Origin of the sequence: Promicromonospora panici, from assembly GCF_900608595.1 — a bacterium.
Lineage (GTDB): Bacteria > Actinomycetota > Actinomycetes > Actinomycetales > Cellulomonadaceae > Promicromonospora > Promicromonospora panici.
Map to the genome: position 1 here is coordinate 215760 of NZ_UWYY01000004.1, position 22061 is coordinate 237820.

22 protein-coding genes are annotated in these 22061 nt (G+C 70.6%); 11 read left to right on the forward strand and 11 right to left on the reverse strand.

Annotation, left to right across the window (positions count from 1 at the left end; translation table 11 throughout):
- Positions 1-3: 3 nt before the first annotated feature.
- From EW117_RS06140 to EW117_RS06160, 5 genes are all read right to left on the reverse strand, one after another.
- The gene (locus EW117_RS06140) at positions 4-1641 is read right to left on the reverse strand and encodes a hypothetical protein (protein ID WP_129784734.1); all 1638 of its coding nucleotides are present in this window, start codon (positions 1639-1641) and stop codon (positions 4-6) included.
- Between the two features lie 5 nt (positions 1642-1646).
- Positions 1647-2483 (reverse strand): carbohydrate ABC transporter permease, encoded by an 837-nt coding sequence (locus EW117_RS06145; protein WP_242504111.1) that lies wholly within the window; start codon positions 2481-2483, stop codon positions 1647-1649.
- A complete protein-coding gene (locus EW117_RS06150) occupies positions 2480-3427 on the reverse strand; it encodes a carbohydrate ABC transporter permease (RefSeq protein ID WP_129784736.1) in 948 nt (315 codons plus the stop codon). The genes EW117_RS06145 and EW117_RS06150 overlap by 4 nt, the downstream gene beginning before the upstream one ends.
- A 4-nt stretch (positions 3428-3431) precedes the next feature.
- The gene (locus EW117_RS06155) at positions 3432-4721 is read right to left on the reverse strand and encodes an ABC transporter substrate-binding protein (protein ID WP_129784738.1); all 1290 of its coding nucleotides are present in this window, start codon (positions 4719-4721) and stop codon (positions 3432-3434) included.
- A gap of 213 nt (positions 4722-4934) precedes the next feature.
- Positions 4935-5795 carry an NAD(P)-dependent oxidoreductase gene (locus tag EW117_RS06160; RefSeq protein WP_242504124.1) on the reverse strand — a complete coding sequence of 287 codons (861 nt, stop codon included), beginning with the start codon at positions 5793-5795 and terminating at the stop codon, positions 4935-4937.
- A 176-nt stretch (positions 5796-5971) separates the two neighbouring features.
- Here EW117_RS06160 and EW117_RS06165 point away from each other — a divergent pair, with 176 nt between their 5' ends.
- The 8 genes from EW117_RS06165 (at position 5972) to EW117_RS06200 (ending at position 13270) form a co-directional block, all read left to right on the forward strand.
- A complete protein-coding gene (locus EW117_RS06165; RefSeq protein WP_129784742.1) occupies positions 5972-7078 on the forward strand; it encodes a D-2-hydroxyacid dehydrogenase in 1107 nt (368 codons plus the stop codon).
- A 25-nt stretch (positions 7079-7103) separates the two neighbouring features.
- Positions 7104-7904, forward strand: coding sequence for an IclR family transcriptional regulator (locus tag EW117_RS06170; RefSeq protein WP_129784744.1), 801 nt, complete (start codon positions 7104-7106; stop codon positions 7902-7904).
- A 155-nt stretch (positions 7905-8059) separates the two neighbouring features.
- Positions 8060-9430, forward strand: a complete 1371-nt coding sequence (locus tag EW117_RS06175) for an MFS transporter (protein WP_129784746.1) — start codon at positions 8060-8062, stop codon at positions 9428-9430.
- 1 nt (position 9431) lies between these two features.
- Complete coding sequence (locus EW117_RS06180) at positions 9432-10196, forward strand: SDR family oxidoreductase (RefSeq protein WP_129784748.1); 765 nt, start codon at positions 9432-9434, stop codon at positions 10194-10196.
- A complete protein-coding gene (locus EW117_RS06185; RefSeq protein ID WP_129784750.1) occupies positions 10196-10939 on the forward strand; it encodes a fumarylacetoacetate hydrolase family protein in 744 nt (247 codons plus the stop codon). The genes EW117_RS06180 and EW117_RS06185 overlap by 1 nt, the downstream gene beginning before the upstream one ends.
- Positions 10940-11002: 63 nt before the next feature.
- Positions 11003-11983 (forward strand): zinc-binding dehydrogenase, encoded by a 981-nt coding sequence (locus EW117_RS06190; protein WP_129784752.1) that lies wholly within the window; start codon positions 11003-11005, stop codon positions 11981-11983.
- 76 nt (positions 11984-12059) lie between these two features.
- Complete coding sequence (locus EW117_RS06195) at positions 12060-12686, forward strand: ClpP family protease (protein ID WP_129784754.1); 627 nt, start codon at positions 12060-12062, stop codon at positions 12684-12686.
- Entirely contained in the window at positions 12683-13270 is a 588-nt protein-coding gene (locus tag EW117_RS06200) for a ClpP family protease (protein WP_129784756.1), read from the forward strand. Before EW117_RS06195 ends, EW117_RS06200 begins: the two co-directional genes overlap by 4 nt.
- Before the next feature lie 61 nt (positions 13271-13331).
- Here EW117_RS06200 and EW117_RS06205 read toward each other — a convergent pair whose 3' ends face one another.
- Positions 13332-13718, reverse strand: coding sequence for a helix-turn-helix domain-containing protein (locus EW117_RS06205; protein WP_129784758.1), 387 nt, complete (start codon positions 13716-13718; stop codon positions 13332-13334).
- 224 nt (positions 13719-13942) lie between these two features.
- Between EW117_RS06205 and EW117_RS06210 the strand changes: the two genes are divergently transcribed.
- Both EW117_RS06210 and EW117_RS06215 read left to right on the forward strand, forming a co-directional pair.
- A complete protein-coding gene (locus tag EW117_RS06210; RefSeq protein WP_129784760.1) occupies positions 13943-14680 on the forward strand; it encodes a hypothetical protein in 738 nt (245 codons plus the stop codon).
- A 94-nt stretch (positions 14681-14774) separates the two neighbouring features.
- The gene (locus tag EW117_RS06215) at positions 14775-15917 is read left to right on the forward strand and encodes an ATP-binding cassette domain-containing protein (protein ID WP_242504112.1); all 1143 of its coding nucleotides are present in this window, start codon (positions 14775-14777) and stop codon (positions 15915-15917) included.
- 45 nt (positions 15918-15962) lie between these two features.
- Here the strand turns inward: EW117_RS06215 and EW117_RS06220 are convergent, their stop codons facing one another.
- Entirely contained in the window at positions 15963-16778 is an 816-nt protein-coding gene (locus tag EW117_RS06220) for a phosphotransferase enzyme family protein (protein ID WP_129784762.1), read from the reverse strand.
- Between the two features lie 42 nt (positions 16779-16820).
- Complete coding sequence (locus tag EW117_RS06225) at positions 16821-17333, reverse strand: histidine phosphatase family protein (protein WP_129784764.1); 513 nt, start codon at positions 17331-17333, stop codon at positions 16821-16823.
- A 179-nt stretch (positions 17334-17512) separates the two neighbouring features.
- Here EW117_RS06225 and EW117_RS06230 point away from each other — a divergent pair, with 179 nt between their 5' ends.
- Positions 17513-18685: a UDP-N-acetylglucosamine--N-acetylmuramyl-(pentapeptide) pyrophosphoryl-undecaprenol N-acetylglucosamine transferase gene (locus tag EW117_RS06230; RefSeq protein ID WP_129784766.1), complete on the forward strand. Its 1173-nt coding sequence runs from the start codon at positions 17513-17515 to the stop codon at positions 18683-18685.
- 6 nt (positions 18686-18691) lie between these two features.
- On the opposite strand, the gene uppS is transcribed toward EW117_RS06230, so the two are convergent.
- From uppS to EW117_RS06245, 3 genes are all read right to left on the reverse strand, one after another.
- A complete protein-coding gene (gene uppS / locus EW117_RS06235; protein ID WP_129784768.1) occupies positions 18692-19462 on the reverse strand; it encodes a polyprenyl diphosphate synthase in 771 nt (256 codons plus the stop codon).
- 2 nt (positions 19463-19464) lie between these two features.
- The gene (cysS, locus tag EW117_RS06240; RefSeq protein WP_165362518.1) at positions 19465-20853 is read right to left on the reverse strand and encodes a cysteine--tRNA ligase; all 1389 of its coding nucleotides are present in this window, start codon (positions 20851-20853) and stop codon (positions 19465-19467) included.
- 167 nt (positions 20854-21020) lie between these two features.
- Positions 21021-21950 (reverse strand): GNAT family N-acetyltransferase, encoded by a 930-nt coding sequence (locus EW117_RS06245; RefSeq protein WP_165362520.1) that lies wholly within the window; start codon positions 21948-21950, stop codon positions 21021-21023.
- Positions 21951-22061: the final 111 nt, after the last annotated feature.

The window sequence follows — 22061 nt, forward strand, 5'->3', positions numbered from 1 at the left end:
CGCTCAGGCGCGGCGGAGGCCGAGCGTCCAGGCGCCGGGGGTCGTGCCGGTGAGGTAGAGGCGAGGGCCGTCCAGGGCGTCGGTGCCGCCGAGGAACTCGAAGGCCTCACCCGGCGCATAGGTGCCGACCACGTCGGGCTCGGGCTTCGCCGAGGTCTCGATCACCAGAGCGTCGTCGCCGCTGCGCAGCTCGGCAGAGTGTCCGGCCATGCGGTAGACGTTGGTCGCGACCTGCTCGACGCCGGTCAGCACACCGTCGCCCAGCGCGATCTCCAGGGACCACCGGGTCGGCGCCCCACTGGTGTTGAACTGCAGCTCGACGCCACCCGAACCCGCCCGCACCTCGACGTCGGTCACCAGCTCGACGTCGTCCCGGGCCCGTTCGTCGAACGCCATCGAGGCGCTGAAGCGCCCCTCGGAGACGAGCCGATAGCGCCCGTCCGCGCGGCGCTGCCCCTCCGGCATCGGCTGGTAGTAGCCGGCAGTGACGCGCTCGTGAAGGTGCGCGACGCCGTCGTCGTCGACCCGCAGGGACTCGGCGCGGAACGGGCCGAGGCCGAAGAACACGCGGGACAGCCGCAGCGAGCGCACCACGGCCTCGCCGGACCGGAACCTCAGGAACGTCGGGTCGCCCGCCAGGCCCGAGCCGACGCGACCGACGTGCGGTACGTCGGAGCCGCCGTAGACGACCAGGCGCTCGGGTCCACGCTCGGCCACCAGCAGCCCGACGTCGGCGAAGTGCCGGACCTGCTCGACATCCGGCGGCACGGGCGCGGCCGGGAGCGGCGCGTCGAGCTCGGGTTCGGTCAGCAGCTCGAGCAGCGCGAGCGCCGCCACCGCACCGTCGCGTGGCTCCGATCGCGCGGCGCCGGCCGCACAGGTGGCGCAGCCGCGCTGGGCGAAGCGCCGCAGCTGGGTGTGGAAGACCTGCAGCGGGATCTCTCCGCCCTGGTCCTGACGGCGCGAGAAAACGGTCTCGACGACACCGTCGGCGTCGGTCAGGTCGAGCTGGCTGTGCAGGTTGGCATGCACGACCTCCAGGAGGTCGGGCCGCTCCAGGCCCTCGGCCAGCACCAGCAGCGACGGGTTGCTCACGAACGCCGCGTAGACGGCGCTGCGCTCGGAGTAGAGGCCGTCGCGGTCGGCGTCGACCCCCTCCGCGAGCCACTGCTGCGCCCGGGCGACCGCCCGCTCGTCGAAGGCGCGCAGGCGAACCAGCGCGGCGCTGACCTCCCACCGGTGGTTCGGTGTGTGCACACCACCGGCGACCAGCGCCGGAAGGGCTCGGTGCGCGATGCCCCGCAGCCGCTGCTCCAGTCGAGCGAGCGCGGGGTCCGTCGTCCCCTCCAGTGCCGCCAGCGTGCTGCCGACGTCGTTGAGGGTGAAGGCGCTGTCCGGCGGTGAGTGCAGGTTCCCGTCGGAGGAGAACAGGCCTCCGGCGTCCTGCAGCGACGCGAGCCGCTCGGCGAGGGTGAGCGCGGTCTCGACCCGGCGGGACGAGGTTGCCCCTGGCCGCAGGATCTTCAGCGCCACGGCGGTCGCGACCAGCCGCATGAGCTCGCGGTGGCCGGCCGCGAGCGGATCCGGCTCGCGGTCCCACCAGGTCTCGACGAGGTCGGCCATCCGGCCGGCGAATGTCACCAGGATCAGTCCTTCAGGCCGGAGTTGATGTCGGCGCTCATGATCTGGCGCTGGAACACGACGAACAGGATCACCATCGGGACCAGGGAGATCACCGACGCCGACAACAGCACCGACCAGTCGATGTTGTCCGCGCCGACGATCGATCTGAGCGCGATCTGCAGCGTGTACTTGTTGGGGTCGTTGAGCACGATCAGCGGCCAGATGTAGTCGTTCCAGCGCCACTGGAAGGAGAAGATCCCCAGCACGATCGCGATCGGCTTCGCGATCGGGAGCATGATCTGGAAGAACACCCGGATCTCGCCGACGCCGTCGATCCGCGCCGCCTCCAGCAGCTCGTCCGGGACGGTGCGGAAGTACTGCCGGAACATGAAGACGCCGGTCGCGGTGAGGATCGACGGCACGATGATGCCGGCCAGGGTGTTGTACAGGCCGAGGTCGCGGATCACCGCGAACGTCGAGGGCATGATGACCTCGGTCGGCAGCATCGTCGTGACGAGGATGCAGATGAAGAAGGCCTGCAGCCACCACGCCTTGTACTTGGCGAAGGCGTACCCGGTCATCGCGGAGACCAGCACGGTCAGCGCCGTCGTGACGAGCGCGACGATGCCCGTGTTGGCGAAGTACCGCCAGAAGTCGAACCGGGTCCAGGCCGTGACGTAGCCCGACGTCGTCCAGGTTTCCGGGAACAGCGAGAGCGGCAGGCTGAACAGCTCGCTGCCCGGCTTGAACGAGCTCAGCAGGAACCACAGCATCGGGAACGCGAACAGTGCCGCGATCACGACCAGGAGCAGGGTCAGCCCGGGGTTGACGCCGCGGAACGCGGGGCGGGGCGTGGTCACGACAGGTCCTCCCGCCGGTCGAAGCGCATCTGGACGACCGCGATCACGATGAGGATGACCATGAGCACCATCGACACGGCGCTCGCGTAGCCGATCTGGGCCCGCTCGAAGCCGGTCTGGTAGATGTACTGGACGATGAACATGTTCTCCGTGCCCGGCCCTCCGCCGTTGAGCGCCTGCACCATGGCGAACTCCTTCATCGCGCCGAGGGTGCCGAGCAGGATCACCATGAACGACGTCGGGCGCAGCAGCGGCAGGGTGATCCGGAAGAACCGCTGCGCGGCCGAGGCGCCGTCGACCTGGGCGGCCTCCAGGTAGGACTTGGGGATGTTCCGCAGGGCGGCGATGAACAGCAGCATGGTGAACGCGGTTCCCGACCAGGTGCTAGCGAGGATGACGACGGCGAGCGCGAGGTCGCCGTTGGTCTCCCACTGCTGCCGCGGCAGGTTGAGCACCGTGATCACGTAGTTGACCAGCCCGAAGTTCTCGCCGAACATCCAGCGCCAGATGACGCCCGTGACGATCGGGGAGATGAGCCAGGGCAGGAAGAACAGGACCCGGGCGGCCGTCCGGAACCTGGTGGCGGCCGAGACCAGCAGCAACGAGATGCCGAGGGCAACCACGTAGTGCGCCGGGACGGCGAGCACCGTGTAGAGCACGGTGCGGCCGATCGAGGAGTAGAACTGTTCGTCGCCGAACAGCCGCTCGTAGTTCGACAGCCCTGTGAACTCCGGGTCCCCGACACCGGTGTAGTCGGTGAACGAGTAGTACAGCCCGAGCGCCCCGGGACCGAGGAAGAACACCACGAACAGCACGACGGCCACCGAGATGAACAGCACCGGCGCGGCGGTCTGGCCCGGGCGCCGCAGCCGTCGTCGTCGTCGTTGTGCGGCGGGGGTCGGCGCGGGCGTGGGCGCCGCGGCGACGGTTGTCTCCTGTGCCATCGGATCAGCCCGCTGAGCCGAACGCCTCGGTCATCTGCTCGCCGATGAGGGTGATGCACTCGTCGACGCCGATCTCGTCGTTGAGGTAGCGGACGACCTGATCACGCAGCGGGTCGCCCTCGACGCTCAGGCCGGCGACCTCAAAACCGAGCTCCATCTGCTTGATCGTGGTGACGATCGGGTCGGAGGCCGCGATCTCGGCGTTGTAGAGATCGAACGCCTCGGCGTTGTCCGCGTACTCGACCGTGATGCCGTCGACCGCGGGCAGGAAGCCGGAGGTTGTGGCGAGCTCGGTGTAGTTCTCCTTGGTGTACAGCCAGGTGACGAAGTCGAGCGCGGCCTGCTCCTGGTCGGTTCCCTCGAACACGACGATCGAGGCGGCGTTGCCGAAGTTCACCGCCTGCACCGGCTGGCGCGGCGTCGGCACCGAGGCCCACTCGAAGTCGGCGATGTTGACCGCGAAGTCGGCGATCTGCCAGGACCCGGAGTAGTAGGCCACGACGTCGCCGGACTTGAACAGCGCGTTGCCGTCGGCCTCGCTCAGCCAGACCGAACGCGGCATGAAGCTGTCGTCGTTGATCTCGTAGAAATACTCGAGAGCTGCCTTGGTGGCGTCGTTGGTGGTGAACGTGCCGCTGGAGTCCGGCTGCCACAGCGTCGAGCCGAACTCGTACAGGAAGGACTTGAGCCGGTGCGAGCTGGCGTCCATCGCCATCCCGTAGGAGGCGCCGGTGGCTTCCTGCACCTGCTTGACGGCGGACACGAAGTCGTCCCAGGACCACACGTCGCCGTCGAGATCGGCCGGGAACTCCACGCCCGCTTCGTCGAACAGCGACTTGTTGATGAACAGTCCGACGCCGGTGACGTCGGTCGGGAGCGAGTAGACCCGCCCGTCCTCGTCCTGCGTGGACAGGTCCGTCATGACGCCGGCCGACGTCATGATCTCCGCGAGGTCCATCGTGGCGCTCTTCCAGACCGGGTCGACGGCGCCGACGCGCGCGAGCGCGGGCAGGTCGTTGGCCTGAGCCGCGTTCTTCAGCCGCGTGGTGAGGTCCTCGTTGGCCACGTCGACGATCTCGACCTTGAATCCGGTCTCCTTCTCGTACTTCGCCGCCATCGCCGCGAAGCCGCCGCCCTGGTTGGCGTCGCCGGAGAGGAAGAACTGCAGCGTTCCCACGTCCTCCGGGTCTGTGGAGCCGCCGGAGTCGCTACCGCAGGCGACGGTGAGACCGAGCACCGCGGCGCCTGAGAGGCCGCCGAGGAGAACCTGCCGGCGGGTGAATGTTGAGCTCATGGGTTGCCTCTTCCTTGAGACGTGCCGAACCCATTCGGCGCGATATGCCGGGAATGCGATTTCCGCACGGTAACGTTAACATTGGCCAGGACCACAGGTCAACATTTTGTCCGGACATGCAGATGTGCTCCGGTGCCCAACGACCCACCGGCGCAGCGCCGCGCGCTGCCCGAACTCACGAAGGTGGGCGCGCGCCGAGTCGCCTACCGACCGTCAGCCTCGTCCGGCGACGAACCGCCGCGTGACCGCGATGTCGCGGTCCCCGTACCCGGACGCGACCACCTCGTCGAACGCCGCACGCAGGGCGGGCAGCAGCGCCGGGCTGGTGCCGGTCGCCTCCGCGACGTCGGCCGCGAAGCGCAGGTCCTTCACCATGTACCTGGCGAGGCCCGACGGGGTGTCGTCCCCGGTGACGAGCTTGTCGCGACGGCTCGCCAGGAGGTTCCCGCCCGCGTAGCCGCCGCCGAGGAGGTCCCACAGGGTGCCCAGGTCGATGCCGCTGCGCTCGGCGAGGACGCTCGCCTCGCCCAGAGCCAGGATCGTGGAGGCCACGATCATCTGGTTGCACGCCTTCGCGACCTCGCCCGCGCCGAGCGGCCCCAGGTGCACGGGCGTCCCGCAGGCGGCCATGACACGGGCGGCGCGCGCGACGTCGTCCTCCTCGCCGCCCATCATGATCGACAGCGTGCCCGCGTCCGCCCCGTCGACGCCGCCGGAGACCGGGCAGTCGACGACCCGGACGAGGCCGCCGGTCTCGCGGGCGAGCCGCTCAGCGAGCGCGCGGACCCCGGTCGGGGACGAGGTGCTGCCGATCAGCAGCAGGGTCGGTTCGGTGATCCCCGCGAGCAGGCCGTCCTCGCCCGCGAGCACCTGCTCGACCTCGGGCAGGTCGGGCAGCATGAGGAGGATCGTGCGGGCCGTCGTGGCGAGCTCACGCGGGGTCGCGGCCCAGGTCGCACCGGCGGCCGGCAACGAGTCGTCGTCGCGGCGCGTGCGCCCGGTGACGGTCAGGGCACCGTGGGCGGCAAGGAGACGGTGCGCCATCGGCCGCCCGATCGCGCCGATCCCGATCATGCCGACGGGGCCGACGTCGGTTCCCGGAACCGCAGGACCGGGCCGTTTGGGACCAGCAGAGGAAGGAGCGTCGTTGGTCATGGCACCCACCTTAGCGACTGCCCACACCACGGGACACCGTTCAGCATGTTGAACCTTAGGTAGGATGGCGCCACGTCGATCGAAGAGGATGCGTCATGACTGCTGGCCCCGTACCCGCAACCATCAGCTCCGGGTCACCGACCTCTGAACCAGGGGCCGCGACGTTGCGCGTCGCCGTCGCGGTGGACCTGCGCGAGGACCTGTGCCGCCGGATCGAGGAGCTCGAGCCCCGCGTCGAGCTGATCCGGAACCACGCGCTCTACCACCCGATGCGCGGGCCGGCCGACTGGTCCGGCGACCCCGCCTTCGCGCGCACGCCGGCCCAGCAGCGAGAGTTCGACCAGATGGTCGACGGCGCCGACGCGCTCTTCGGCATCCCCGACGTCGACCCCGCGGCACTCGCCCGCACCGTGGCCGCGAACCCCCGGTTGCGCTGGGTGCACACGACCGCCGCCGGGGGCGGTGGCCAGGTCAAGGCGGCGCAGCTGCCGGCGGAGACGCTTGAGCGCGTCGCGTTCACGACCAGCGCGGGCGTGCACGGTGGGACGCTCGCCGAGTTCGCCGTCTTCGGGGTGCTCGCCGGCGCCAAGGACCTCCCCCGCCTGCACGCGCAGCAGGCGCGCCGCGAGTGGACCGACCGCTGGGAGATGCGCCAGCTCGACGAGATGACCGTGCTCGTCGTGGGCCTGGGGGGCATCGGCCGGTCCGTCGCGGCGAAGCTGCACGCGCTGGGCGCGCGGGTGCACGGGACCACGCGGTCGGGCGAGCCGGTGGACGGCGTCGACTTGCTCGTGCCGGTCGACGACCTCGCCGACGCGGTACGCCAGGCCGACGCGATAGTGGCCACCCTGCCCGGCACGACCGCCACCGAGGGGCTGATCGGCGAGGCGGTCCTCGCGAACGCGAAGCCCGGAACGATCGTCGTGAATGTCGGCCGCGGCACCGTCATCGACGAGCCCGCCCTCGTCGCGGCACTGGACGACGGCCGCGTGGGGTTCGCGGCGCTCGACGTCTTCGCGGTCGAGCCGCTGCCCGCCACGAGCCCGCTCTGGGACCACCCGCAGGTGCTCGTCAGCCCGCACACCGCGGCACTCAGCGGCGCCGAGGAGGACCGGATCGCCCGGCTGTTCGCCGACAACGCCCGCCGCTTCCTCGACGGCGAACCGCTCGTCAACCGGATGGATACGATCGAGTTCTACTGACGACGTAAGCCTGCGAAGGAGCAGAATGCCCGAACAGCCCGAGCGCGACCCCGCCCCCGCCGTCACGCGTTCGTTGCGCATCCTGAACCTGCTGGCGGACGCCGAGGGTGCACCGATGACGCTCAGCGACATCGCCCGTGCGCTGGGCATCGCGAAGTCGTCGACGGCGAACCTCGTGTCGGTGCTCGAGGAGGGCCGGATGATCGAGCGGGTCCCGCAGGGTTACCGGCTCGGACGTCGTACGGCGGAGCTCGGCGGAGCGTTCGCCACGCAGTTCAACCAGATCAGGGAGTTCTACGGCATCTGCGACGCGTCGCCCGTGCTCCGCACGGAGGTCGTACAGATCACCATGCTCGAGGGCTCCGACACGCTCTACCTCGCGCGCCACGAGGGCCGACGGCGGTACCAGCTCGGCACGCCGCTCGGCTCCCGCCTGCCCGCCGCCCTGAGCGCCTCCGGGAACGCCCTGCTGATGCGGCTCGCCGACGAGGAGATCATCGAGCTCGTCGGCCCCACGGCGCCGTTCCCACAGCTCACGGAGAACAGCATCCGCGATGTGGACGACCTGCTCGCGCGGATCCGGGCGAGCAGGGACCGGGGCTACACGGTCGACCCCGCGGGGTCGGTGCGGGGTGTCGTCGGTGTCGCCGTCCCGCTCGAGCCGTGGCAGGCGAGCGACCCACCGTTTGCCCTGGGCGCTGCACTACCGCAGGAGCTGGCGACGGACGACGTGCAGATCGCCCGGATCGGCGAGGCGCTGATCGCGGCCGCCGCCGAGCTCACCAACCCGCTGTCTCGCAGTGCGGGGCAGCGGCGGGCGTCCTGACGCGCCGGACGCGGAAGCCCGAACCACTCCGAACCCTCCGTCGCCAGCCGATCTGTTCAGTGTGTTGAACACCGTTCACAGGAGCGGCTACAGTGAGGCGCGTTCAGCCCGTCCGGGGCACTGCGGCACCGGGCGGCCATCGAAGGAGATGACTCGTGACTGAAACCGCCCCGCGCCCGGTCGACACGGAGGACCCGGTCTACGCGGCGAACCTGCGCCGCGCCACGCTCGCCTCCTCCGTCGGGTCCGCCCTCGAGTACTTCGACTTCGCCCTCTACGGCCTGTCGTCCGCCCTGGTCTTCAACACCCTGTTCTTCTCGAACCTCGACCCGGCCATGGGCGTCGTCGCTGCCTTCGCCTCCTTCGGCGTCGGCTTCGTGGCCCGGCCGCTCGGCGGGCTGTTCTTCGGGACGCTCGGCGACCGGATCGGCCGCAAGTGGGTGCTCCTGGTGACGATCGCCCTGATGGGCGGCTCGACCACCCTGATCGGCGCGCTCCCCACGTACGAGTCCATCGGCATCTGGGCCCCGATCCTCCTGACGACGCTGCGCCTGCTGCAGGGGTTCGGCGCGGGCGCCGAGCAGGCCGGGGCCACGGTGCTCATGGCCGAGTACTCGCCCGTCCGGCGCCGCGGATTCTTCTCCTCGCTGCCGTTCATCGGCATCCAGCTCGGCACCCTGCTCGCCGCCCTCGTCTTCACGCTCCTGTCGTCGCTGCCCGACGACGTCTTCCTCACCTGGGCCTGGCGCGTGCCGTTCCTCTGCTCGTTCCTGCTGATCCTCGTCGCGATGTTCATCCGTGCCCGCCTGCGCGAGACCCCGACCTTCGTGGAGCTGGAGAAGCACGAGCAGATCGAGGACCACCCGATCCGCCGGGTCTTCACCACGGGCTTCCCCGGCGTCGTCGTCGGCATCGGCCTGCGGATGGCCGAGAACGGCGGCTCGTACATGTTCCAGGCGCTCGCGCTGAGCTTTGCCACGGGAACCGCGGCCGCGACCGTCGACAAGTCGCTCGCGACCTGGGGCGTGACCATCGGATCGCTGATCGGCATGGCCGTGATCCCGCTGACCGGCCACCTGTCCGACCGCTACGGCCGGGTCCCGATCTACCGGGCCGGCGCGGTGTTCATGCTGCTCTACGCTTTCCCCGCCTGGTGGATGCTGCAGTCCGGCAACGCCGCGCTCGTCATCGGCGCTGTCGCGATCGGGATCGGCGTCGCCGTCAACACGATGCTCGGCCCGCAGTGTGCGATGCTCCCCGAGCTGTTCGGCAACCGGCACCGCTACCTGGGTGTCGCGATGGCGCGGGAGCTCTCGGCGGTGATCGCGGGTGGCCTCGCCGGCGTCCTCGGCGCCTGGCTGATCGCCATCACGGACGGCAACTGGATGGTCCCGGCCATGTACATGACAGTCCTCGCCGCCATCACCACGGGCTTCACGTTCATCGTCCCCGAGACCCGCGGCCGCGACCTGCTGCTGGTCGAGGACGCAGTGCGCATCTCGACCACAGAAGGAGCAGTTCGCTGACATGGATCTTTTTGACCTGACGGGCCGCACGGCGCTCGTGACCGGCTCCAGCCAGGGCATCGGCCGCACGTTCGCCACCGGCCTCGCCCAGGCGGGGGCGCGCGTGATCGTGCACGGCCGCGACGCTGCCAAGGCACGCGCGACCGCCGACACGATCGCGGCACAGACCGGCGCCACCACCGTCGTCTCGACGTTCGACGTGACCGACGCCGACGCCGTGGAGACCGGCATCACCGCCATCGAGACCGACGTCGGGGCGATCGACATCCTCGTCAACAACGCGGGTATCCAGCGCCGCGCGCCGATCACCGAGTTCGCCGACCAGGACTGGCACGACCTCGTCGCCACCAACCTCACGAGCGTGTTCCTGCTGTCCCGGCGGGTGGCGCGCAGCATGGTGGAGCGCGGGAGCGGCAAGATCGTGAACATCGGCAGCGTGCAGTCCCAGCTCGCCCGGCCCTCCATCGCCCCCTACAGCGCCACGAAGGGCGCGATAGTCATGCTCACCAAGGGGCTGTGCGCGGACCTCGCGGGCCACGGCATCACCGTGAACGCGCTGGCCCCCGGGTACTTCGCCACCGAGCTCACGGCGGCGCTCGTCGCCGACCGAGAGTTCTCGGCGTGGGTCGAGGGCCGCACCCCGGCGGGCCGCTGGGGCCAGGTCGAGGACCTCGTCGGCACCCTGGTGTTCCTGGCCAGCGACGCGTCGGCCTTCGTGAACGGGCAGACGATCTACGTCGACGGCGGCATGACGGCGGTGGTCTGATGCGCGTCGCCCGGATCGCCACACCGGACGGACCCGCCTACGTGCGGGCCGACCGCGACTCGTACGTGCCCTGCGAGGACCCGTTCGTCGCCTTCGCAGCGGGCCGCGAGCCCCGTCCGACGGGCGCGCCCCCGGTCCCGGGCGCGCTGGCCGAGGTGCTCGCCCCCTGCGAGCCGCGGGTCGTGGTAGGCATCGCGCAGAACGGCCCCGACGCTCCGCTGCCCGTGCAGGCATGGCTGAAGAGCCCGCGCACCGTCGTGTCCAGCGGTACGGGGGTGCGGCTGCGGCGGGATGTGGGCCGGGTCATCGCCGAGGGCGAGGTAGCGGTCGTGATCGGCCGCTCGACCGAGGGGCTGGTCGCGGGCAACGCGCACGAGTACGTCCTCGGCGTGACCGCCGTGAACGACGTGACCAACCCCGACCGGAACGCCGTCGACGTCCGGAACTTCGAGGGGAAGGGTGGCGCGGCCTACACCCCGCTCGGGCCGTTCGTCGAGACCGACGTCGACCTCGACCGGGTGGACCTGCGTGTCGTCATCAACGGCCAGGAGCGCGCCGCGACCGGGAGCCACGAGCTGCCGTCGTCGATCGCCGCATGCCTCGCCTACGTCGCCTCGTGGGTCGAGCTCGGCCCGGGTGACGTTGTCATGACCGGCGCGCCGCACTCGCACTTCGCCGTCGTGCCGGGCGACCTCGTGGAGATCACCGTCGCCGGTGCGCGCCTTGTCACCCCTTGCCTCTAGCCGGGCCCAGGCCTGCCCGAACCCGGGACCTCACCGTCCCGTTCCTCGTGAAACGGAGTCACCGTGACCGACCCGAACCTCGCCGTCGTCGTCCATGCCCAGGGCGATCTGCGGATCGAGCCGATCCAGGAGCCCGAGCCCGCGGCCGACGAGGCCGTGGTGGCCATCGCCTACGGCGGCATCTGCGGCAGCGACCTGCACTACTGGCAGCACGGCGCGGCCGGCGCGTCGATCCTGCGGGCGCCGATGGTCCTGGGTCACGAGGTCTCGGGCACGGTGCTCGCGCCTGCCGCCGACGGCACCGGACCGAGCGCCGGGACACGCGTCACGGTGCACCCCGCGACCGACGGCAGCTACCTCGGCTCCGCGGCGCGGTTCCCCCACCGCGACGGCGCCTTCGCGCGCCGCGTGGCCCTGCCGTCCGGCATGCTCCGGACGCTGCCCGACGGTGTGGACCTGCGCACGGCGGCCCTCGCCGAGCCCGCATCGGTGGCATGGCACGGCGTGGCCCGGGCAGGCGGCGTCGGCGGCAGGCGGGTGCTCGTGATCGGTTCCGGCCCGATCGGGGCGCTCGCCATCGCCGTCGCGCGGCGCCAGGGGGCCGCCGAGATCGTGGCCACGGACCTGCACGACCTCCCGCGCGGGATCGCGGCGGGGCTCGGGGCGGACGCGACCCTGGACGCCCGCGACGACGAGGCCGTCGCAGCTGTCCAGGCGGACGTGGTCGTCGAGTCCTCGGGCACGGTGCCGGGCCTGGCGAGCGCGGTGGGTGGCGCCCGCCGCGGTGGGACGGTGGTGCTGCTCGGGCTGCAGCGGGCGGGCGACGTGCCCGCGCCGATGTCGCAGGTCATCACCCGTGAGCTGCACCTGGTGGGATCGCTCCGGTTCGAGGACGAGATCGACGACGTCGTGGCCGCTCTCGCCGACGGGACGCTCGCGGTGGACCCGGTGATCACACAGGAGTACGACATGGCGGATGCCCTGGAGGCGTTCGGGGTGGCGCGCGACGCGTCGCTGTCGTCGAAGGTGCTGCTGCGCTTCTGATCCTCGCTGCTCAGAGCAGCCCTGCTCACGGCAGATCCGCCCCCGCGACCCCCATCCCGGGATGCACGGTGGGGTCATGACCGACACACCGAAGCCGCCACTGTTCGGCGCACACTCCCGACGCGAGCTGTACGAGCGGCGCGTCCTCGTCCTCGACGGACAGCTGGACGACGACAACGGCACGCTCCTCATGACGCAGCTGATCGCCCTGGCCACCGAGGACTCCTCGACCGACATCGACCTGTGGATCCACTCCCCGGGCGGATCGGTGCCGTCGATGCTGGCCATCCGCGACATCATGCGCACCATCCCCAACGACGTCTCGACGCTCGTGCTGGGCATCGCCTACAGCGCGGGACAGTTCCTCCTCTCGGCCGGCACCAAGGGCAAGCGCCGCGCGCTGCCGAACTCGCGGGTCCTGATGCACCAGGGTTCCGCGGGGATCGCGGGCACCGCCGTCGACATCGAGCTGCAGGCGGACGACCTCCGGCACACGCGCGACACCGTTCTGCGCCTGGTCTCCGAGGACACCGGCCAGCCGATCGAGCGGATCTTCGAGGACTCGCTGCACGACCACTGGTACACGGCCGAGGAGGCGCTCGACTTCGGGTTCATCGACACGATCGTGCAGGGCTTCGACGCCATCAGACCACGCGATCGCCAGCCGACCGGATTCGCCATCACCGAGGGAGACGCACGATGAGCAGCTACACCATCCCGAACGTCATCGCCGCGCACCCACGGGGCGAGCGGATCATGGACGTCTATTCGCAGCTTCTCAGCGAACGGATCATCTACCTCGGCACCGCGATCGACGCCGGCGTCGCCAACGCCCTGATCGCCCAGCTGATCCACCTCGAGTCGAGCAACCCGGACAGCGACATCCAGCTCTACGTCAACTGCGAGGGCGGGGACCCGAGCGCGGGCATGGCCATCTACGACACCATGCGCTACATCCGGCCCCAGGTGTCGACGACGTGCGTCGGGCAGGCCGTTGCGGTCGGTGCCGTGCTCCTCGCCGGCGGGGCGGAGGGAAAGCGGGCGGCGCTCCCGCACGCGCGGGTCATCCTGCATCAGCCCGCGGCGCAGGGCCGGGGCGCGATCCCGGACCTGATCCTGCAGGCCGACGAGGTCGTCCGCATCCGTGCCGACATGGAGACCGCGCTCTCCCAGCACACGGGCCAGACCGTCGAGACGCTCCGGGCCGACACCGACCGCGACCGGATCTTCACCGCCAGTGCCGCGCGCGAGTACGGACTCCTGGACCACGTGATCGACCAGCGGTGACACGGCTGGCCCGGGACACGGTCCCGGGTCAGCGGGTAGGGCGGGCAGGCCGCCCCCGAGATCACGCCGCCAGCGCGAACACCGCCTGGCAGGTCGGCGTCCGCACGGATTCGCGCACGGGGATGGCCTGGCGGACGACGATCAGCCGATCGGCGACCGCGACGACCAGATCGACCAGCGTGATGTCGAGCGCACCGGTGATCGCCGCGATCATCTCGCTCGACGGCTCCTTCACACCGCGCTCGATCTCCGAGAGGTACTGCGGCGAGATCCCGGCGCGGCGGGCGGTCTGGTCCAGGGTCTCGCCGCGGAGATGACGCAGGTGTCGCAGGCGTTCACCGACCATGTGCCGCCACAGCGGCTCTCGTCTCGTCGGCGTCGACGGGGTGCCTGGCCCTTCGGGCACCCCGTCGCGCCCTGGGCGCTGGGGCGGAGCGGTCTGGGTCATGTACCTGAGCGTAGAACTGACCCTTCGGCCGACGTCGGCGCTTCTGCTGACAGCAGCAGACCGGGCCCGGTCGAGCCACGACGACGCGCACCGAGCACCCGTGGCATGGCACGCCGTCGGAAGCCGATCGCGTCCTGACGGCGTTCTCCCTGCAAGAGCGGACGGGAGCGGCACACATTCCGGGCAGACGCCGCGAGCGACGCGGCCCACGCCGAGGAGCCGAGATGCGACGGAGCAGGTTGACGCAGGGCTGGACGGTCGCCCTGGTGGTGCTGATCGGTGGTTGCGCCCAGACGAGTGCAGCAGGTGGGGCGCCCGATGAATCCGGCGAGTACCTGTGCCAGGGCACACCGGTCCCGGCAGCGGTCCTGACCGACGGCGCCACCGCCGACCAGCTCGGCGACGAGGCCGCCGCGGCGCTGGAGGGGGCGAGTGTCCCCGACATCGAGCCGGAGCAGTGGCGCGTGCTGACCGAGACCAGCACAGAGGTCTACCTGATCCGGGAGCTGCCGGAGCCGCGCGACAGCGACGGCGAGCGGCGCACGCACGAGCTCCTGGGTGCCGGTTGGGTGGACGAGACCGAAGAGGGCGGCGAGGGCTGGCAGCTCCTGCGGCACGGCGACTGCGCCCTGCGCTACGACCTGGGCGGGCTCGGCGACGCGATAGTGGCACTCGACCCCGACAATCCGCCGGACGCCGCATCCTCGCAGGTGCACCTGCTCATCACGGAGATCGAGTGCGCAGGTGGTAAGCCGGCCGACGGCCGAGTCACGCTGGAGCGACTGGCCCAGCTCGAGGATCGGGTGGAGCTCGTGATCGGCGTCGAGACGCCGGAGGGCGACCAGACCTGCCCCTCCAACCCGCCGACGCCATTCACGGTCGAGCTGGACGAGCCGCTCGGCGACCGGACCTTGCTGGACGTCGCCGTCTACCCGGAGCGGGAACTGGCCGCGAAAGGGTAGTGTCTCCCGTCACAAACTTTCCCTCGCTCGAGGCGTTCCTGCCAGGATCTACGGCATGGCCAGCGACGGTGCATGGCAGCGGATGTGATGCTTCGTGCCCCTTCGTGAGTGGCTGGACAGGACACCCGAGACGTGGTCTGCCCCGACATCCCGTGACCTGACTAGCCCGTTCCGCCTCCTCTTCTGGCTCACCCGATCGCAGTCCCGACGGATCGCGCTGGGCGCGGTGCTGGGCACCTCGTGGATGGTCGGCCTGGCGGTGCCGCCGTGGGTGCTGTCCCGCGTGGTGGATGACGGGCTTGTCGCGGACAACACGGCTGCCCTTGTCAGGTGGGCGCTGGTCCTGCTGGCCGTCAGCGTCCTGAACGCGCTGCTGGCGATCGGCCGGCATCGCACCATGACCAAGATCCGGATGGACGCGTCGTTCCGCTCGGTCCGGGCGACGGTGCGGCACACGTCCCGGCTGGGAGCCTCTCTGGCACGTCGTGTCAGCGCGGGCGAGGTCGTGACGGTCGGCATCTCCGACGTCCAGATCGTTGCGCAGGCGTTGACCGTCACGGGGCCCGGCGTGGGCGCGGTGGTCGCCTACGCCGTCGTCGCGGTCGTGCTGTTCACGTCCGGTGCGGGAAAGTCAACGCTCGCGCGCCTGCTCGCCGGGCTCGACCGCCCACACACCGGGTCCGTGACGATCGGCGGTACACCGGTTGCCGACCTGCCGCCCGACCTCCTGCGCGAGCACGTCGTGCTGATCACCCAGGATCATCATGTCTTCCACGACACCGTGCGCGACAACCTGCGCATCGCACGTCCGAAGGCGACAGACGGCGAGATGCGCGCCGCGCTGGACGCCGTCGGTGCCGCGTGGCTGGCCGACCTACCGGGCGGGCTGGACACGGAGGTCGGCCACGACATCAACCTCGACGGCGCCGGTGCCCAGCAGCTCTCCCTGGCGCGCGTCGCCCTCGCGAATCCCCACACTCTGATCCTGGACGAGGCCACCGCACAGCTCGACCCCCGAACCGCGCGACGAACGGAGCAATCGCTGGCGGCTGTCCTTCGAGGCCGGACGGTCATCGCGATCGCGCACCGCCTGCAGACAGCGCACGACGCCGACCGGATCGCCGTGATGGAGGCCGGCGAGCTCGTCGAGCTCGGCACCCATGAGGAACTTGTCAGCGCTGGACGCACCTACGGCAAGCTCTGGCGGACGTGGCATTCCGGATCAGAGGCTCCGTAGTCCAGGCACGGCGTCTACGAGGCCGAGGCGCCGCCGCGACTGGGTTCAGGGCGGCCACGCATCGATGTGCTTGGCGATGATGCCCTGCACCTCGTCGAGCTCCTCGGCGGGGAGAGGGTGCGCGGCCTGGTACGAGTCGATGAACGCGTCGCGCGCGTCCGGCGGTGTGGGCACCCAGTTGTGGTAGCGCGTACCCAGCAGAGCGGCAGCCTTGGCGAGGTCGTCGACGCGCCGCTCGTACCGGGCCTCCTCCAGGTCGAGCACCGCGGAGATCCGGCCGCTCGCCCAGAGGATGTTGGCGGAGCGAAAGTCGTTGCCCACCAGCTGCGTGCCGGATCGCGGAGGCTCGGCCGTCGGGACGACGTCGGGGTAGGCAGCGAGCTCGGTGTGCAGGGTCGCGAGCATCTCCCCGGCCGCCCTGACCTGCGCGACGTCGGCCACGTCGAGCAGGTCGCCGGGCACGACGTTCTGCAGGCCGAGGGAGAACCCGTCGAGCTCCAGCTGGAGGCGCCCGTCCCGCGCGGGCTGCGGTGCCGACACCGGGAGGCCGCGCTCGTCGAGCCAGCGGGTGAGCCGGGCGATCGCGGCGAGGCGTCCAAAGACCGGCGTGTGCACCGACCACTTCGCGATCATCCGCCGCTCGCCCACGGTGATCCAGGCCATGATGTTGCCGCCGCTGATGACCAGCCGTTCGCACGAGCTCAACGCCAGGCCCCAGTGCTGAGCGAGGACGTCGGACAGCCAGCCGTCAACCGCCGTCGGCGACTCGAAGCGGAATCGCCGGGCCAGCGCCTCGGCCGGATCGGTGGGCTCCCACAGCATGCTCAACGACGGCGCGCTCGGCGCGAGAGGCTCAGGCATGGCCACGACCCAACCACGCCAGGCTGCGGAACACCAGGGCCTTTACTCCAGGGTGATCACGTCCGGCATCGCTAGGGCCAGCCACCGATCCAGGTCTGGCTCAGCCCCGGTGAGCGCAGCGGCAAGGAGCGTCCACGCCGTCCCGAGCCCGACCAGGACGACGTCGCGCCCAGGATGTTCCGCCAAGATCCTCCGCGCCGCGGCGACTACCCGCGACCGCGTCCGGATGAGCGGCTCCCACCCTGGGCGGGCCTCGGAGTGCGGACTCGCGAACGCTTCGCGGACCGCCTGCCTGAAGTCCGGAACCCAGGCCGTGCCGTGGCGGTCGTGCTCCCTCAGGTCCTCCACCACCGGCACCTCCCGCCCGGCCAGGAGGAACGCGGTGCGTGCCGCCTTCGGCTCGGGCGAGGTGAACCAGACAACGTCGTCAGGCCACGGCGCCCGCGCCGCGAAGTCGGTCACCAGGTGCTCGTGCTCCGGGTCCAGGACCCACGTCGAGGCCGGAACAGCCGGGTCGAGGATCGGACGCCCATGGCGGACCAAGTAGGGAGCCACCGCGCAAGGCTACTCAGCAGCTGAGCACAGCTTCCGCACGCTCGGCCGACGCCGGGAGACTGAGCCCGAATGTCGCGAGAACGCCAGGCGGACCACACCACAGCCGCGAAGCCGCCGACCCTCACAAATCGCCTACAGTTGGCCTCGCGCCCCCACCCACGCCGTCCTGGGAGATCTACGTGAGTTCACACCCGCGCGAGTTCCGCCTGCTCGTCACCGGTGGAGGGACCGGCGGACATACCTATCCGGCGCTCACGACTCTCCGCGCCCTCCAGGCCAGGCTGGCCGAGGCGGGCACCGCCGTCAGCGTCCTCTGGGCGGGCACGGCGAAGGGCCTGGAGGCCACAGTCACCGCGTCCGAGGGCATCCGTTTCGTGCCGGTCGCCACGGGCAAGCTCCGCCGGTCGAGCAACCCGCTGGGCATGCTGACGGCCGCCAACATGAAGGACATGGCGCGGGTGCCGCTCGGCGTCGCGCAGGCCAGGTCGATCGTGGCCGAGTTCAAGCCCGACGTGATCCTCTCGACCGGCGGCTATGTCGCGGTCCCGATCGGGATCGCGGCGGGCATGCTGCGCCGTCCGCTCGTGGTGCACGAGCAGACCGTGCGGCTGGGCCTGGCCAACCGCCTCCTGGCCAAGCGCGCGACCCGCGTCGCGGTGTCCTCGTCATCCACCCTCGAGCTGCTGCCCGAGGCCGTGCGCGAGCGGACCGTCGTGACCGGCAACCCGGTACGCGCCGAGGTGATGGCCGGCGAGCCGCTCAAGGCTGTCGACGCGCTCGGCCTGGACTCGTTCGACCCGGACCTCCCGGTCCTGTACGTGACGGGCGGGGCGCAGGGGTCGGTCCAGATCAACACGCTCGTCACCGAGGCGCTGCCGTGGCTGCTCCAGCGCGCGAACGTGATCCACCAGTGCGGGCCGAACAACCTCCAGGACATGTTCGACAGCACCGCCACCCTCCCGGCCGAGCTGGCGGCCCGCTACCGCGTCATGGGTTTTGTCGGCGCGGAGCTGCCGGACGTGCTCGCGCTGGCCGACGTCGTCGTCTCCCGTAGCGGCGCCGGGACCATCGCGGAGCTGACGGCGCTGGGCAAGCCATCGGTCCTGGTCCCGCTGCCGTCGGCGGCCGGGAACGAGCAGGCGCACAACGCGCGCCGGCTCCAGGACCTGGGAGCGGCCGTCGCCCTGGAGGGCGACGTCGCCGAGGCGGACCTCCGCGAGGCGATCGGCCCCCTGCTGTCCGACGCCGGACGGCGCGAGCGGATGTCCGGCCGTGCCCGCCAGCACGGGCGCCCCGACGCCGCCGAGCGGCTGGTCGACGTGCTGCTGGAGGCCGCGCGGCCGGCCAAATAGTGGAGGTCAGCGGAGACTCGTCCGGCGCCGTCCGTAGGTGCGCAGTGCGCGCAGCAGGTCCAGCTCACGAAAGCCCGGCCAGTACACGTCGCAGAAGATGAGCTCGGCACGAACCGAGCGCCAGGGGAAGCAGCCCGACAGCCGGCGTTCGCCGCTGGTCCGGATGATCAGGTCGATGTCGTCGTCGGGCGCGGAGACGCGTGCGTCGATCGCCTCGGGTTCGAGTGTGCGCGCCACGTCGCCCGCCGAGTCGCCGCGATCGGCTGCGTCCCACAGCACCTGGCGGACGGCGTCGACCACATCGCCGTACGGGTCGTAGCCGACGGCGAGCGTGAGTCGGCGTGGCCGTCCTCGCGTGGCGCCTACCGCTTCCTTGAGCGCACGCGCGGTCGCATCCGGCACGAGGTCGAGGTTCCCGGCGACGTGCAGCTCCCAGAGTCCGTCCGGACGTCGGAGCCGGTCGGGGATCAGCGTCTCCAGCAGGTGGAAAAGGAAACTGACCTGCGCGTCATCCCGCTTGGCGATGTTGTCGGCCGAGAGCACGTAGACGCTCACCGCGTCGATCCCGGCCTGGGCGCACCAGGTCAGGACCCGGTCGAGGTGCTCGGCTCCTGCTCGATGGCCGAACCGGATGTCGTCGACGCCGACGCTGCGTGCCCAGCGCCGGTTTCCGTCCATGATCAGGCCCAGGTGGGCTGGGGTCGGCAAGCCCTTGAGCTCGCGACGCAGACGCGCGACGAGGAGGCGCTCGATCGGGATGCGGAACCTGTGGGTCATGGTCATTCTCCTGGATCGGAGTCCTTGGCCAGCCACCAGCGAGTGCCGTCCGCAGAGTCCTCGATCACCACTCCCTTGCTGATTAGCGCATTGCGGATCTGGTCCGCGCCCGCGAAGTCGCGTGCGCTGCGTAGTTCGGCGCGACGCGCGAGCGCGGCCTCGATCTCGGCATCGTCGACCGTGTGGACGTCGAGGTCGAACGCGTCGAACAGGTCGTTCACGCGCCGAAGAAGATGCTCCGCAGACGGTCCCGGTGACAGATCGCTGCGGTTCAGCTCGCGGATGTACTCGAAGAGTGCGGCCAGGGCGGCGGGAGTATCAAGATCGTCGTCAAGGCGTTCGAGGATGGTCGCCCACGTGGCGTCCGCGGCGTCGACTGCCGCGGCCGACTCGTCCACGGACTCGTCGACCTGGCGGGCGAAGTTCTCCACCCTGCGGCGTGCGCCGCGTGCTTGGTCCAGCACCGTCGCGGAGAGCTCCATCGACGAGCGGTAGTGCTGGGACAGGAACGCGTACCGCAGTGTCCGGTAGTCAGTCATCGCCAGCGCGTCACGGACCGTGAGGAAGTTGCCCGAGCTCTTCGACATCTTCGCGCCGTCGACCCGGAGCAGACCGGTGTGCACCCAGTGGCGCACGAGCGGCTCCTTGCCCGACGCCGCTTCCATCTGGGCGACCTCCGCCTCGTGGTGCGGAAAGATCAGGTCGACCGCTCCCCCGTGCAGATCGTACTGAGGGCCGAACAGGGCCTCGGTGATCGCGGTGTCCTCGATGTGCCACCCGGGACGACCGGGACCCAGCGGCGAGTCCCAGAACGGCTCGCCCGGCTTACGAGCCTTCCAGAGCGCGAAGTCACCACGGTTGCGCTTGGCGTCGTTCTCGTCGATTCGGGCGACGGAGTCCTCCTCGGCGACCTCCGTCCGTCCGGACAGCTTTCCGTAGCCGGGGAACGTGGACAGGTCGAAGTACCACCCGTCGTCGAGCTGGTAGGCATGCCCACGGTCGACGAGCGTCCGGACCTGCGCGACGATCTCGTCGATGTGGTCGTGGGCGCGAGCGTAGACGTCGACGCTCGTGTTCCCGAGCGCGGCCATGTCCTGCTGGTAGGCGTCCTCGAACTCTGCGGCGAGGTCACGCGGATCGCGGCCCGACTCGGCGGCCCGCCGGATGATCTTGTCGTCGACGTCGGTGATGTTCTGCGCGTACGTCACCTCGAGACCGCGAGCCCGGAGGTAGCGGGCGAGGAAGTCGAACTGGGTATAGGTCTTCGCGTGCCCGACGTGCGCGAGGTCGTACACGGTGGGTCCACAGACGAACATCCGCACGACACCCGGCGTCATCGGCTCAAGCGGCTCGACGCGTCTTGTCAGAGTGTTGTACAAGCTGATCGCCATGCGTTGTCTCCAGACCTTTCTTGTGGGGCGAGGAAGGGCTCGACGAGCCTGCGAGACAAGGGGCGCATACCGTCCAACGCTCGCGATCCTCGGCGCTCGCATCTTCCCAGACCAGCGGCACGCCGTCGTGTCATGGTGAACGGCTGCTCCGGGCACGCGGCCGGACGCTATGCGAGGGAGAGGCCGAACTCACGGCGGTTGACGAAGTTGTCGAAGCCGTTCGTGGCGAAGGCGCGGGCAATGCCGGTGTTGGCGGCATCGCAGTCGCCGACGATGGATGTGGCGCCGGCCGCAGCGAGGACGGCGACGCCGCGGGCGACCACGGCGGTGGCGTATCCGCGGCGGCGGTGTTCGGGGACAACACCGACGTGGCCGATGACGGCTGCACTCGGATTGCGTGCCGGCATGCTGACGGCGGCAGGGCTGCCGTCGGGGGCGAATCCGATCTCGTACCACTCGTCGCGGTGGTCGAACTTCGCCATCAGGTCGAAGATCCATTCGCCTGCGCCGCGCGTGCCGTACTTGGTGACGCCGTCGGCGAGGTCGGTGTCGGCGGTGCCCTCCATCGTGCGTCCCAGCACGTCCACGAAGGTCTCGTTGCCGATCTCCGGAAGTGGCCGGAAGGTGAGCCGGTCGTCTTGCGGGAGTACCGGTGAATCGGTGGTCCACCGCCAGCGCATCCCGTCCCGCAGGAGCCGGAATCCGGCGGCGCGCAGTGCCGCCTCCTGCTCGGCCGGGTGGAACTGGAACCGCGGTGCGCTCGGTGGCGAGTCCAGCGCGTACTCCAGCTCGATGGCGCCCAGATCACGGGCTCTCGCGGCGACGAGCCCGAGCATCTCCCGGCCAGCGGCGGGCTCCTGCCAGTCCGTCTCCAGCAATGCGATCGACGCCGGTACGTCCGCGCCAGGCAGGGCGTAGAGCGCAGCGCTGCCGAGTTGCCTGCCGTCGCGCTCGGCGATGAAGCACCATTCGGGCCGGACGCTGCCGGCTTCGAGCTGGCTGTCCACATACGCCCGCAGGCTGGCCGCCTTCTCCGCGGTCTCACCCTCGCTGAGCAGGTCCTTCTCATCCGAGCTGATGCTGCGCAGGGTCGTCATGAGGGCTCCTCGTCGGCGGCGGACGGCCCAGCGAAGCAGTGCCATCCGCGACGAGTCAACCGAGTTCTGTGCGATCGCGCAGCGCGACCGGCAGCTCGGTTCTGCCGACAA